General features: G+C 46.0%; 13 protein-coding genes. 10 read left to right on the top strand and 3 right to left on the bottom strand.

Going from position 1 to position 14518, the window contains the following annotated elements; all coding sequences use genetic code 11:
* Positions 1-673 precede the first annotated feature (673 nt).
* Complete coding sequence (locus M5J74_RS27110; RefSeq protein ID WP_250017177.1) at positions 674-2797, top strand: serine/threonine-protein kinase; 2124 nt, start codon at positions 674-676, stop codon at positions 2795-2797.
* Between the two features lie 40 nt (positions 2798-2837).
* Here M5J74_RS27110 and yidD read toward each other — a convergent pair whose 3' ends face one another.
* A complete protein-coding gene (gene yidD, locus M5J74_RS27115; protein ID WP_041463508.1) occupies positions 2838-3083 on the bottom strand; it encodes a membrane protein insertion efficiency factor YidD in 246 nt (81 codons plus the stop codon).
* Positions 3084-3269: 186 nt separating this feature from the next.
* On the opposite strand from yidD, the gene M5J74_RS27120 reads away from it, so the two are divergent.
* Positions 3270-3989 carry a diacylglycerol/polyprenol kinase family protein gene (locus M5J74_RS27120; RefSeq protein ID WP_015156989.1) on the top strand — a complete coding sequence of 240 codons (720 nt, stop codon included), beginning with the start codon at positions 3270-3272 and terminating at the stop codon, positions 3987-3989.
* Between the two features lie 62 nt (positions 3990-4051).
* On the opposite strand, the gene M5J74_RS27125 is transcribed toward M5J74_RS27120, so the two are convergent.
* Positions 4052-5245, bottom strand: a complete 1194-nt coding sequence (locus tag M5J74_RS27125; RefSeq protein WP_015156990.1) for an NAD(P)/FAD-dependent oxidoreductase — start codon at positions 5243-5245, stop codon at positions 4052-4054.
* A 172-nt stretch (positions 5246-5417) separates the two neighbouring features.
* Between M5J74_RS27125 and M5J74_RS27130 the strand changes: the two genes are divergently transcribed.
* From M5J74_RS27130 to M5J74_RS27160, 8 genes are all read left to right on the top strand, one after another.
* Positions 5418-5993, top strand: a complete 576-nt coding sequence (locus tag M5J74_RS27130; RefSeq protein ID WP_015156991.1) for a helix-turn-helix domain-containing protein — start codon at positions 5418-5420, stop codon at positions 5991-5993.
* Between the two features lie 129 nt (positions 5994-6122).
* Entirely contained in the window at positions 6123-7160 is a 1038-nt protein-coding gene (gene add / locus M5J74_RS27135) for an adenosine deaminase (RefSeq protein ID WP_250014328.1), read from the top strand.
* A 36-nt stretch (positions 7161-7196) separates the two neighbouring features.
* Complete coding sequence (locus M5J74_RS27140; RefSeq protein ID WP_250014330.1) at positions 7197-8531, top strand: flippase; 1335 nt, start codon at positions 7197-7199, stop codon at positions 8529-8531.
* Positions 8532-8637: 106 nt separating this feature from the next.
* A complete protein-coding gene (locus M5J74_RS27145; protein ID WP_015156994.1) occupies positions 8638-8838 on the top strand; it encodes a hypothetical protein in 201 nt (66 codons plus the stop codon).
* Positions 8839-9033: 195 nt separating this feature from the next.
* Entirely contained in the window at positions 9034-9798 is a 765-nt protein-coding gene (locus M5J74_RS27150) for an SDR family NAD(P)-dependent oxidoreductase (protein ID WP_106217515.1), read from the top strand.
* Positions 9795-10121: an EamA family transporter gene (locus tag M5J74_RS32940; protein WP_256498637.1), complete on the top strand. Its 327-nt coding sequence runs from the start codon at positions 9795-9797 to the stop codon at positions 10119-10121. The genes M5J74_RS27150 and M5J74_RS32940 overlap by 4 nt, the downstream gene beginning before the upstream one ends.
* The gene (locus tag M5J74_RS32945; RefSeq protein WP_071925456.1) at positions 10072-10257 is read left to right on the top strand and encodes an EamA family transporter; all 186 of its coding nucleotides are present in this window, start codon (positions 10072-10074) and stop codon (positions 10255-10257) included. The genes M5J74_RS32940 and M5J74_RS32945 overlap by 50 nt, the downstream gene beginning before the upstream one ends.
* Before the next feature lie 229 nt (positions 10258-10486).
* A complete protein-coding gene (locus tag M5J74_RS27160; protein WP_250014332.1) occupies positions 10487-11083 on the top strand; it encodes an FHA domain-containing protein in 597 nt (198 codons plus the stop codon).
* A gap of 78 nt (positions 11084-11161) precedes the next feature.
* Here the strand turns inward: M5J74_RS27160 and M5J74_RS27165 are convergent, their stop codons facing one another.
* Entirely contained in the window at positions 11162-14005 is a 2844-nt protein-coding gene (locus M5J74_RS27165; RefSeq protein ID WP_250014334.1) for a polysaccharide biosynthesis protein, read from the bottom strand.
* Positions 14006-14518: the final 513 nt, after the last annotated feature.

A 14518-nucleotide genomic window follows, 5' to 3' on the forward strand; every position in this document is an offset into this window, starting at 1 on the left:
TAGTTTTTGGACTAATCGCTCTCTTTTTTGAGTAAAAATCCTCAGAGGCTAGACAAAGTGAACGGACTGAACTACCTTTTTACTAGGAATAGAGTTACTAGGGATAAATTTACCAAAGATAAACGCAATTGCTTGTAGCTGCCAAGTTTAAATTGGGGGCAGGCAAATTTTGAATTCCTGACAATCTTTCATTGAATTCCTGACATCATACAGCCAGTTCATTATTAACAGTTTTTTTGAGAATTGTGCTGTCAAAAAGCAAAGCACAAACTAGTGCAAGCAGGCAGGAGGAAGAAAAGCAGAACCTTTACAACGTAAAATGATGGCGTTTTTTTCACTACATAGTCTCGTTGACTACACTGCGGTAGAAAAGCTGCTATTACCAATTTTGAGGGCGTTGTAGGAACTTTATTTTTGGAGTTGAGATTTTGAATTTTAGCTTTGTTTTCAGGAACTCACGTACTTGAAATAACATCTTTGTGAGAAAGCAGGAAATTTATTAAACTTTTAGTAATTAAATTTTGGCTACTGCTCGTTCTCAGCAAGCTCTGAGGACTTACACTATTTGAGATCGCTCAAAATTAATTTAAAAAATACGTAATTATTACTGTAGGAGTAAGTGGATAGTTTGTAAATATTGTAACATTATCTTAATTTTCTGGGAATTCAGGTGATGAGAGGCAAGTTGCTAGGCGGGCGTTACCAAGTTGTAGAAGTTTTAGCCAATGGTGGTTTTGGTCAAACATACGTAGCCCAAGACATGCATCGACCAGGAAATCCTCGATGTGTCGTTAAGCACCTCCAGCCTGCTAGCGTCAACTCTAAATTTTTGCACAATGCCAGGCGGTTGTTTCAAACAGAAGCAGAAATTTTAGAGCAACTCGGCAATCACGACCAGATTCCTCGGTTACTAGCTTATTTTGAAGAACACCAAGAGTTTTACCTCGTTCAAGAGTTCATTCAAGGACATACTCTTACCAAAGAATTACTTCCAGGCGATCGCTGGGAAGAAAGTAAAGTCTACCAACTGCTACAAGAAGTCCTAGAAATATTGGTTTTCGTCCACGCTCACGCAGCAATTCATCGTGATATTAAACCTGACAATCTGATCCGGCGAATTGCAGATGGCAAGTTAGTCTTAGTAGATTTTGGTTCAGTCAAACAGGTTTGGACGCAGGTGTTTACGCGAACCGGGCAACAGGAAAATAGCCCGCCAGCCACGATCGCGATCGGGACTCCTGGTTACATGCCCACAGAACAAGGTCAAGGTAGACCTCAACCCAATAGCGATATTTATGCCCTCGGCACGATCGCCATTCAAGCTCTCACAGGGATGAATCCTTCCCAGTTAGCAGAACAGTCAGACACTGGCGAAATTGAGTGGCGACAACATGCCAAAGTCAGCGAGGGACTGGGGGCAGTCATCGCCAAGATGGTGCGCTACAACAGCAAAAATCGCTATCAAACAGCGGTAGCTGCTTTGGTTGCCCTGCGCCAACTCGCCAATTTTCCCACATTACTGCAACCAGTTATAGGAATTCAACCGCCACCTGCATCTCACTTCAACCAGTCGAACGTCGAGAAATATCTGACTCTGGTTGGCACACCTAAAGGCATAGAGCGTGAAGTGAAAACCGAGCTGCCTGAAAATCATGCCGAGACTCATACTGTGACGATGGCAGGACTCGACACGAACCCAACTACCGAGGTTGCCACCCAAGCAATACCAGTTCTAGAACGGATACCCGACCCGCCCGCTATCGCATTAGTAAACCCCGATCGGTCAACTCCTGCTAAAGCCTCCAGAACGCGACAGCGCTATCCCCTCCGCGTGGGAGCAGCACTCACGGCTGTCTTAGCAAGCGTAGCAGCGATGTACGTAACGAATTGGCATCCAGTCGCAGATCCAGAGCAAACTCTGGAGCAGATGAACGCGCTCAAAACTGCGAGAAAATACCAAGAGTGCATCGATCTAGCATCGACTCACAGTAGTACCAACGCCAAACTTCAAGCCGGACTTCAACAGTGTCGCCTCGCCCAGGCACAGCAGCTAGCTGCCACCGATCTATCGGCTGCGATCGCCCTAAGCAGTCAAATTCCCAGCACCGATCCGCTTTATCCCGTAGCTAAACCTTCGATCGCGCAGTGGACGAACCGTTTATTAGAAAAAGCGAAAACCGATTACGAAGCAGGAAACTTACCACAGGCGATCGCCTTAGTTAAAGCAATTCCCATCACTAACCCCGTCTATCAAACAGCCCAAACTGCAATTGCCCAATGGCAGCGAGACTGGCAAAACAACCGCGCCGCTTGGGAGGCAGCAAAAAGCGCCGCCGCTGTGGGTAAGTGGCAAGATGTCCTCCAAGCTACCAGAAAAGTTACTATTCATCCCTACTGGCAACAGCAGATCGCTCCTCTTGCCCAACAAGCAGCCATTAAAATTGCTTTAGCGTCCAATACCGCTATCCCACCGCAACAGTCTAGAGCGGCAACAAAACCGCCCCAATCGCGAACGCAGCCCGTCGTAACTCCATCTAGACCCAAAACTGTTACCGATCGCCCCCGCAGCCGCCCCAACCGCTCTAGAACCGCGATCGCAACTCCTACCTCCCGTCCTCAATCGAGGATAAGACAAACGACTGTGAGACGAACAACTGTAAGGCGATTGCAACCCATCTCTAGACGAGTCAAACCCGCGATCGCCAGACGCACCAACCGCCCAATCCGCAGACGCGCCCGTTTTCCAGTCGGAAACACCAGAAGTTTATACAACTGGCAAACAAAAACCGTGCCTTAATCAAGTCGTAAGTCGTAAGTGACTGATAATTGGTCACTGGTCACTGGTCACTGGTCGCTGATAACTGCTCCCTCCCTGCTGGTACAGGATCGTAGCCGCCTGGATGCCAGGGATGACAGCGTAAGATGCGTCGCACTGCCAAAATTCCACCCCGCCAAGCGCCAAAACGTTCGATCGCTTCTATGGCGTAAGTAGAACAGGTAGGATGAAACCGACACGATGGCAGCAATAGAGGAGAAATTAACATTCGATAGCCCCGAATTAACCAAATTAATCCGATCTTCAACATCGATAATTTCCTCCAATGTTATTGGTCATTGGTCATTTGTAACCAGCAAGCAGTTATCAGCGATCGGTGACCAGTGACCAGCGATCGGTCAATTGCGACTTCTGACTTCTGACTTCTGACTTTTGACTTCTGACTTCTCCTTGTGTATCCCAAATCTACTACATTTGATATGTAGTAGCTTTTATGACTGTTTTGATTGAGTCTTTGATGGCTGATTTTCCGCTACTGGCTCGAATTCCTACTCTCTGGCTACAGATAGCGGTGGTAGGAGTTTGGCTCGGAATTGTTCTGGCGATCGCAGGTGCAGTTAGCCGTTTCGCAAATAGCGATCCCGAAATTGTGCGGAAAATCGTTCACATTGGTACTGGCAATGTCATTTTATTCGCTTGGTTATTAAATATTCCCGCCTGGGTAGGGATTGGCGCATCAGTATTAGCAGGTATTGCGACTTTATTATCCTATCGCTTGCCACTTCTACCAGGAATCAACAGTATCGGACGCAAGAGCTTAGGGACGTTTTTCTACGCTGTAAGCATCGGCGTTTTGGTCGCTTGGTTTTGGGCAGTACAGAAACCCTACTTCGCTGCCTTGGGCATACTCATCATGACTTGGGGTGATGGACTCGCAGCTTTAATCGGACAGCGTTACGGAAAGCACGTCTACACGGTCGGAGGTGTGAAAAAAAGCTGGGAAGGCTCTTTGACTATGGCTGTAGTCAGCTACATTGTGAGTAGCTCCATTCTCGTAGCCGTACATGGTAATTCTTCGTTAGTTTGGCTCGTGGCTTTTGTAGTTGCTTTGGTAGCTACAGGTCTAGAAGCTTTTTCTTGGTACGGCATTGATAATTTATCTGTACCCATAGCTAGCGCCGGGTTGGGATTTCTCCTGACTCAGTTGTTGTAAGAACAGCTATCAGTTATCAGTGGCTGGTGGCTAGTGGAACCAGAATTGCTCCCTCAGCTCCCTCAGCTCTCTTCTAGTCCCTGCAAAAACGGGCGGGTAATCCAATTGATGCCCACCTTAATTTGATGATCTAGAGTTGGCAGTCGATATAAATAAGCCAGACGACGGGCGATCGCGGCGAGAGGACCCTCTAGCTTAATTCCCAAACCCGTAAGCGTGGCACTGTCAATCCCTAGAGTCATCATTTCCCCTAAATTCTGGTAGCGGAAGGGAAGTAAAGGACGGTGGGTCAAGGAAGCCCAAATATTCCAAGCAGCGTAGTCTGCTTGTTGTACGGCAGCTTGGGCAGTACCGGGAACTTGTTGCTCTGCGGCATCGCGACATTCAGCTAAGTCACCTAAAGCAAAAATTTCGGGACGATCTATGACTTGCAATGTCGATGTCGCTGTGAGTTGTCCGCGTTGGTTTTGTTTGAGGGGCAGCGATCGCACGATTGGCGCAACTCGCGTGCCTATCGTCCAAACGACAATATCTACAGGAATAATATCGACTTGATTTTTATATTCCAGGGCGATCGCATTTGGTTCGATTGACTCGACTTTAGTTTCGAGATCGAGCCAAATCCCTCTTTTTTCCAATGCTTTTGTGGCTGCTTCGCGGTTGAATTCTGGGGAGGTTCTGAGAATTTGGTCGCTCAGTTCTACCAATCGGAAGCGTCCTCTTTCACCAAGACGATCTGCCAGCTTACACGCCAATTCTACTCCGCTATATCCTCCCCCTACAATTGCCACGCGGATTTTATCTGCTGTAGATGCTTCAAGTAACCGCAGCCTTTCTTCCATGCGGTAGGCATCGGCAAGGGTACGGAAGGGGAAAGCATAGGAGGATGCCCCAGGAACCATATCTAGAGGCGTTTCACCACCTAAAGCTAGTACTAGGCGATCGTAGGGAATTTCGATTCCATCTTGCAGCCGAACTCGCTGTTCGTAAATATCGATTTCTGCTGCTTCACCCTGGCAGAAGCGAATCCCAGTTGAGGCGAGGAGTTCGACAAACGGCGGGGCAATTTCCCAAGTTTGCAATTCACCCGTGAGCAATTCGTACAACAAGGGCGAAAATAAGAAGCGATCGCTGCGATCGATTAGGACAATTTCTGGTTTTTCCGATTCCCAAGGTAATTGGCTCAGGCGTAGTGCCGTATATAAACCGCCAAAGCCGCCACCGAGAATACAAATACGTGCGGGTTGTTGGGACATAATTCTGAGGGGCGATCGAATTGCAAGTAGGGCTACTCTCTTCACTCTAACAAAGCAATTACAAATTCCTGCTCTTGCTGCGGGGGTTAATTTGAGTTACTGCAACTTCGGCATTGGCGAATTGCTGCTGTAATCTCCTAGAGTAAAAAATACAATCGTACTGCTACTATAGATGACCCGCCAGCCTTCCCCTCCAGCAATCGGGGCGATCGTTAAATCTATCCGCAAACGCCGTAATTTGACTCTGGAACAACTCGCTCAACGCTCTCACGTCTCTAAGTCGATGCTGTCGCAGATCGAACGAGAGTTAACAAATCCGACGATCGCCACTTTATGGAGTCTCGCCCATGCCTTGGATGTCAGTATTACCGAGTTAGTCAGTCAAGCGCATGTGGAAACCGCGATCGCGCCTACGAAAATTGAGGTGATGCGATCGCACCATACCCCCACAATCGCCAGCCAAGATAGTAAGTGTAAGTTACGAATTTTAAGCCCGATCTCATCTGCTGGTGCTACTGAGTGGTACGAACTGGTGATGCAACCCAATGCCTGTTTGGAGAGCGAACCACACGCCTCCGGTAGTTACGAGCATTTAACTGTTTTGCGCGGAAATTTGCTAGTTAAAAGCAGTACATGCGAGCAAACTCTAAACGCAGGCGATACAGCGAGATATCCTGCGGATCTTCATCACCAGATTCAAAATATTGGCGCGGAGGAAGCACGGGCATTACTCGTTTATGTTTTATAGCTCCAGTCGCAGTAGAACAGGACGAAATTCAATATATTGAAATTATTGTTTGCTTGCGATAAGTTGAGAAGCTGATGCGAATTTTCGCGATCGCTCTAAAAGCGAAAAGATAGCTAAAAGGTTAAACTCATGCAGCATCCAGCTACAGTTTCTTCAGTCCTCGCTGCCCGACTGCAAGCGATGCCAAAGGCAGAGATCCACGTCCACATTGAAGGCGCGACGGATGCTGAGACGTTTTATCAGTTGGCGCAACGCCATCGAGTCGATCTGCCTGCTAATTCTTTAGGGGAGTGGAAAGAGTATTTTGAATTTCGTAGTTTTCCTCATTTTATTCAGGTTTACACTGCTGCTGCGCGCTGCTTGCAAACTCCAGATGATTACAAGTTGATAATTGAGCGTTTCTTTCAGCGGCAGTCAGAACAAAATATCGTTTATACCGAAGCTTCTCTCAGTGCGTCTTTCTTGACCCAAAAGTTTGAAGATGAAGCGATTTTAGATGCGATCGCCGCTGGACTTGAAGCGGGACGAGCACAGTATGGCGTTCGAGTCAACTTAATTCCCGATATTGCCCGTGAAATTCCCGATTCTCAAACTCGCGTACTGGAATTTGTCTTGAAAGGTAAAGAGCGAGGATTATTTATCGGGTTGGGAGTTGGAGGACTTGAAGCTGGCTATCCACCGGAATTATTTACCGAAACATTCGCCCAAGCGCGTCAGCAAGGATTGAGAGTCGTGGCTCATGCTGGTGAAGTCGTCGGAACTAGAAGTATTTGGGGAGCAGTGAATAGCTTGCAAGCCGAACGAATTGGTCATGGTATTCGCTGTTTAGACGATCCGCAATTGGTTGAGGTACTCCGCCAGCGTCAAATTCCCTTGGAGGTTTCGCCGCAAAGTAACTATTGCCTTGGAGTTGTGGGACGCGAACAGCCGCATCCGATCCGTCAAATGGTAGATGCAGGACTTTATTGCACTGTCAATTCTGACGATCCGGCAATGTTTTCTACCAGTCTCAATAACGAATATTTAACGCTAGCATCTCAAGGGTTTTCATGGGAAGAACTATGGCAATTTAACCTCAACACGCTGGCAGCGACTTTTCTATCGGCAACAGAGAAGGCGAAATATGATGCTCAATGGCAAGCGTTTTTAATCAGTACGGCTATGTAGTATATTTGTAGCATCTAGAATTCAAGAGTGCGATTGATGCCTCATCTGCCCAAATTTGAATCTTGGCTACAACACCAGCAATCCGATCTGCTAAACACATTGGTACGAGGTGCAAGGGCGGCGCTGAGCGTCCAAATTTTCAGCGCGATCGCGATCTATATATCTCAAATTTTGCTTGCCCGGTGGCTGGGAGTCACGGAGTATGGAATTTACGATTATGCGATCGCCCTCAGTCTTTCTCTAGCTTTTCTCGCCGGATTGGGTTTGCCGACTGCGGTTTTACGATTTATCCCCAAATACCAGTTCGAGCAAGATTGGCGACATTTGCGGGGAATTATTTGGGGAAGTTGGCAACAAACGCTAATCGCTAGTTTGATTACAGCCATATTCAGCACGATTGTATTGCAGTGGCTATCAATACATTACAGGTTAGAGCATTCGCGATCGCTGATTTTTGGTGTTTGGAGTGTGCCTTTGATGGCATTGGCTATTCTTCAGCAACAAATCGCTAGAGCCTTTCAAAGAATTACCCTAGCTTATGCTCCATACTTAATCGCCTATCCGTTAGTATTAATTGCCATTGCCTTTATTTGGCAGCTACATGAGAATTTAAATAGCACAGAGGCGATCGCGCTTTCAATTCTGTCACTGCTACTGGTTTTGTTAGTTCAAGCACTTCTGTTTTATCGAGAATTAACTACAGAAATCTCTCAAGCTGTTCCTGCTTATGCAATCGGTCAATGGTGGCGAGTTGCCTTGCCATTGATGTTTCTTGATGGCTCGTCGATTGTGTTGAGCCAAACAGATACGCTCATGCTAGGAGCCATGCTAGGAGCTAAAGCCGTGGGGATTTACAGTGCAGCACTCAAAACATCGCTGTGGGTTCATTTCATTCTCACCGCTGTCAATGCAATTTTTGCTCCCATCATCGCTTCGCTACACGCTCAAGGCGATCGCCAAGGATTGCAGCAGCTCGTACCTACAATTGCGCGGTGGATGTTTTATCCGGCATTGGCAATTGCGATCGGACTCATTGTTTTTGCCGTTCCAGTGCTGCAATTATTCGGGACAGAATTTACAGCAGCCAGAGGAGCGCTGATCGTGCTGATTCTAGGGCAACTCGTAAACGTGGGTGCGGGTTCGGTGGGATACCTGTTGATGATGACAGGCAACCAAAATCCTGCTGCATCAGTGATGGGAATTAGTGCCTTAGTTAATGTCGTTTTAAACCTAATTGGCATCCACTGGTTAGGAATTTTTGGCGCGGCATTAGCCACGGCATTTTCCATGATGTTATGGAATGTTTGGCTTCATGCCATAGTTGTTAAACGGCTTGATGTTCGTCCCTCAATTCTGGCTACCTTCCGATAAGGCGATCGCTTCTTCAAGAGTCGAAAAGGGTAGGCGGAGAAGTTAGTTATGCGTACGGCGGAGCGTTATCATCAAAAGGGTTCAGTCATCTGTAAATTTCCTTCGTATGAATAATTTGCAAGAAATCGAACAGGCTGTCAGCCAACTATCAGTAGAGGAGCTTGCCGATTTCCGAGCGTGGTTTGCAGAATTCGATGCAGCAGTATGGGATCGGCAGTTTGAGGAAGATGTCGCAGCAGGTCGGCTCGATCGTCTGGCTCAACGGGCACTGCAACACTTACGTGAAGGACGTTGTACTGACTTGTGAGATATCGTGCGACTCCTGATTTTTGGTATCACTATCGACAGCTACCAAACGAGATTCAGGAACTAGCCGATCGGTGCTATGAGTTACTGAAACATTCAGAGTGGAGTTCCATATATTAAATTTTCAATATGTTGAACTCAAGTTAGATTTGAGATATGTTGAGATGATGAGAATCTACTCGGTCTCCAACAACTCATGGCAGATATATTCAGCGTTGCGGGTAAAGTTGTTTGCATCACCGGTTCTAGTAGAGGATTGGGCAAAGCTATTGCGCGAGGTTTTGCCGATCGCGGTGCAAAAGTGGTTATCTCCTCTTGGAATTTAGAGGAACTAGAAGCAACTCAACGCGAGTTTCAGTCACAAGATTTAGAAGTCTACGCTGTTGAAGTTGATGTCAGTAAACGCGATCGTTGCCAGCAACTCATAGACCGAACAGTAGAGCATTATGGCGCGATCGATATCTTAATTTGCAATGCTGGCATCGATATTATTAAACCTGCCGAGCAATACGAAGCGGAAGAATGGGACAAAATTATCGATATTAACTTGCGGGGATACTACTTCTGCGCCCAGTTCGCCGCCCAACAAATGCTCGATCGCGGCGCTGGTAGTATCATTATGACTTCTTCTATTGCTGGCGCTGTAGGAATACCAGGGTTAGTCCCTTATGCCGCTTCTAAGGGAGGGATTAATCAAATGGTGCGCACAATGGCTGTGGAATGGGCGCAAAAAGGAGTGAGAGTTAACGCTGTCGCGCCTGGATACATTGACAACATGATGGCAGGCGTTGAGTACGACGAAAACGATCCGTATCAGCAACGGGTAACGAGATTTACGCCAATGGGAAGGCGAGGAAAAGTAGAAGAATTTCTTGGTGCATATATTTTCCTTGCCAGCGATGCAGCTTCATACATCACAGGTGAGGTGCTGTATGTAGACGGGGGCTATCATGCAGCGTGAATAAAAAACTATTTGCTCTGTTGGTAACTCTCATCCTCTGGGGTTCTGGCTTTGCTGGCGTGCGGGCAGGTTTACGCGGCTACAGCCCCGAACATTTAGTTGCCTTGCGCTTTGCGATCGCCTCCCTTGTCCTGGTAGGTTATGCATATCTGACGCGGATGCGTTTGCCGCAACTTAAAGACTTACCCGCGATCGCCCTTGGCGGATTTTTAGGGATTAGAATCAACTTTAGCGATCGCCTATTTAGGCATTTTTCCCGCTGCGATCGCCTATATGACTTGGACTTACACCCTATCGCAAATTTCTGCCGCCAAAGCCGCTAGCTATCTTTATCTCGTGCCATTTCTCGCAATTGCGATCGCCTGGATCTGGCTGCAAGAATTACCCAGTTTGTTATCTATAGTCGGTGGAATAATTACACTTACGGGTGTCTTCTTGGTCAATCTCCAAGAAACGTAAATTAGCCTGCATAATCCTTAGATAGTTTCATCAGGTGGGCAATGTCACCCTACATTTAGAAAAATTAACAAAACAAATCAAAAACTTAGTTAACATACCTTTCGATTTGGGTATTTTATCAAGAGAGAGTATGGCTACTGTCATTTATGGCAGAGATTAGGGTAGGAGAGAGCTGAGAAAGCTGAGGAAGAAAAACTACTTTTGACTTCTGACTTTTGAATTTTGATTTATGCAAATTAAAATTTTTAATTCTCGCAAGCTAAATGAAACGCAAGAAGTTAATCTCTTCCTAGCAACAAACAATTTCCAAAAAGAGTGTTCGATCGGTCGCTCTTCTTCTGCAAGTTTAGTTTTAGATAGTGCTGATGTTAGCCGTTTACATGGAAAATTTCTTCAGCAAGGTGGCAATTATTACTTTATTGATATTGGAAGTAGAAACGGCTCAATAATTAATGGTAAATTAGCTGATGTTAATCAAAAATATCTCCTGAAACCTGGAGATATATTACGGATTGGAGAATTCGTACTGATTTTGGAAGAAGTAGATGTAATTCGGCAAGACTTAGCCGAGACAGTTTTTAGTCATGCTCATGATGTAGCAATCTCCGATCGCCAAAACCTACAAGAGCAATTTTTGATTGACGAACTTCAACTTGATGAGAATGGCAGTAATGCAGGAGAAGCAACTGTAATTCAACTACCGTCTATTTTCCCTGAAGCCGCAGAAATTCCTCTGAGCGATCGCCCGACAGATATCGAATTAGATGAAGTCGATCCAATTCTAGAATTAGATCCGTGGCAGGAGCTTGAATCAGAGTTTTATTAGCCACTAATCTCCAGTAAGTAGAGACGTTACATGTAACGTCTCTACACTGACAACTGATAACTGATAACTGACAACTGATTACAAGGGTTGCAATTGCGAATTAATCAGCGTACTGGCAGCATCTTTGTTAATGGGTTTGGCGAAAAAGTAGCCTTGTCCGTATTGGCATTCCAAAGCGTTGAGTTGTGCTAGCTGAGCCGCAGTTTCCACACCAGTTACCGTTGTCTCTACACCCAAGTTGCGGGAGATCGCCACGATTGTCCGTAAAATCTCCAAGCTCTCTTCATCAGTATCAATCTGATTGACGAGGGAGCGATCGACGCTGAGGCGATCGAATTTTTCATAGCACATGCGATTGGGGAGCCTTTGCAGTAAGCTCAAAAATGAATAGCCAATACCCAAATTATCAATTTGTAATTCTACATTTAATGCTTTGAGTTCTATTACCCTTTGGTTCGCAAATTCAATATCCGATAAGATCGCGCTTTCAGGAATTTCCAGACGCAAATTTCGAGGATTCAATCCAGTTTGTTCCAGAACGAGTCCCAACTGTGCCACGAGATTTGGATGGGCGAACTGGGTACTGGAAAGATTCACGCTCACAGTCAGAGGAATGTTGGGATAGCACTCTTGCCATAGGCGTAGCTGTTGACAAGCTTGCCGCAACGACCACCAGCCGATAGTTGAAATCGCGTCTGTTGCTTCTAGAGCAGAAATAAAGTCCGTAGGTGAAACTATCCCTTGCGTGGGGTGCTGCCAGCGTAAGAGTGCTTCAAACCCAACAATTCTATTGGTTTGCAACACAACAATCGGTTGGTAGTGAATCTCAAATTCACCCTGCTCGAATGCTTGCTCAATTTCCTGTAGCTGAATTTTGGACTGGCGATCGAGTGCAGCAATAGGCGTATCTAGAATATGCTGCCGCTTCGATCTTGGAACGATAAGTTCATCCAGCATTTCTTGGCTTGCAGGTAATTGTTTGGGAATTGGAGAGTTTTGTGGCTTATATTCAGGTACGAGCTGTTGTAATAAGAAGGCGATCGCCGGAGCATCATTTTGCCGTGCGGCATCGCACAGTGCTTCTACCAAAGAATTTAAAGTTTTTGGCGTAAAGTTACTGGCATTTTTGACAATCAGAATTTTTTCGTGTTCTGTTTTTTCGTACTGTTCGCCAGGGATGAACAGTTCTTCAAAGAGCTTTTCTCCTGGTCGCAACCCCGTAAACTGAATTTTAATATCCTTATCTACCTGCAATCCAGACAGCCGAATCAAATCTTTCGCTAGATCCACAATCTTCACTGGCTGTCCCATGTCTAGCATTAATATGGCTCCGCCACAGCCAACAACCGCCGCTTGCAATACTAATTGCACGGCTTCGGGAATTGTCATGAAATAGCGTCGAATATCGGGATGAGTAACGGTAATCGGTCCTCCTTTAGCAATTTGTTGCTTGAAGGTAGGCACGACACTACCTCTGCTCCCCAGCACGTTACCAAACCGGACGACAACATAAGGTTTGCCGCTCTTTTGCGCTGCTTGCAGAACGAGCATTTCGGCAGTCCGCTTGCTGGCTCCCATTATATTAGTTGGGTTAACTGCCTTATCCGTAGAAATCATGACGAATTGGTTGACATCGTATCTCAGAGCAAGATCGAGCAGGTTTTTCGTCCCCAAGACGTTGTTGGTAATCGCTTCTGGTGAGTTCACCTCCATCAGGGGTACGTGCTTGTGCGCGGCAGCATGGAAAACGATATCTGGGCGAAATTGGTCAAAAGCATACTCTAAACGCGATGGAAAGCGAATATCGGCGATAAAAGCGCGCAGGCGTGGCATATATCCCTGCATCGCGCCGTCTTGCCGCAGCACTTCCATGACTCGTTCCAATTCTTGTTGGATGTAAAAGACCGAATTTTCGCCGTGTCCTACCAGCATGATTTCTGCGGGACGACAGCGAAAGACTTGACGGCAAAGTTCGCTACCAATCGACCCACCTGCGCCAGTGATGAGTACTTTTTTACCTGTTAATAACTGCGAGACTTTCTGCCCGTCTGTTTGAATTGGTTCCCGACGCAATAAGTCTTCAATTTTGATTTCGCGAATGCTTTCGATCGCCACGCGACCGTTGAAACCGTTGACGATCTCGCTGACGCTAGGTAAAGTGCTGGTACGCACGCCGCTCGATTGACAGATATCTAAGATCTCGCGAATGACTTCGCCAGGGGCGCTCGGCATGGCGATCGCGACGCGATCGACGCGCAAGGATCGGACAATTTTCGGGATCTGATGGCGATCGCCAACTACAGGTAAACTGCGAATTCTTAATTGAAATTTCGCCGGATCGTCATCGATAAAAGCGATGGGGTAAAGATTGAAGTGTGGGTTCTGCTGCATCTGTTGGGCAATTGTCACGCCTGCATTACCTGCACCAACAATTAGCAAGCGTTCGCTACTTTTAGGTTGAGCCTGCCTGTAGTTTGCTCTTTCGACCACTCGAATGCTCAAGCGAAGTCCACCTACGAAGATTAGGCTGAGCATTCCATCTAGCAGCGCTAGCGATCGCGGCAAGACAGCGGAAAAATTAGACCAGTTATTAAAGGTATAGACAATTATTGTTTCGAGGACAATCGCTGCTAACGTCAGCATGACAATTTGCGTCAGCTCGTCAATACTAGCGTAGCGCCAACACCGTCGATAAAAACCAAAACTATATAAGATGCTTAGTTTTACAATGATAAATACGGTAGAGACGATCGCTAATTGCAGCCCATATGTGTTAAGGGTTTCAATAATATTGAGTTCGTCCAAGCGCAGACTCAGTGCTAGGATTGGTGCGATTGAAAATACGATGGTGTCGAGAATAATAAAATGTCGATTTCTGATTTCCAATAAAGCTTTGGATACTTGTTCTACTATGATTTTCATTTTGTTGACAGGTGCTTCGGAAATTGAAGGGTTTACGCTTCATTTACTTAAGATTTTGCAGCAGATACTAGATGCAATTTTTGCACGAATACTTATCTCTGCTTTCGATCGCTACAGTCTGCAATTGGAGTAAATAGCCGAACAATCCAGGCGTTTCACGCCCAATTTCAGGATACCGCGATATTTTTGAAATCTGAAAAAACATGAGAAATCTAGTGCTTAGATATCTTTAGCACTAATGACAAAATGCTCGCCTAATTAGACCGAGCTGCTCGTCCATTTTTTCAGAAAAAGCTAATACGCTCTATTTTAATTGAATGGATTTTAACGTTGTAGATAAATCAATAATATGATGCCAGCATTTCCATCAGCATCTTTAAACTTTGCTAGTTCGATCGCAAAAAATTGAGTTATTAATCATTACTTTTTTTTGTATTCCTCCTCTCCTATATATCAACGCTCGCTAAGAGTTTACCACAACTTTCACACCCCTTGAAAGAATTTTTACCGCAG

Source organism: Chroococcidiopsis sp. CCNUC1, assembly GCF_023546805.1.
GTDB lineage: Bacteria > Cyanobacteriota > Cyanobacteriia > Cyanobacteriales > Chroococcidiopsidaceae > Chroococcidiopsis > Chroococcidiopsis thermalis.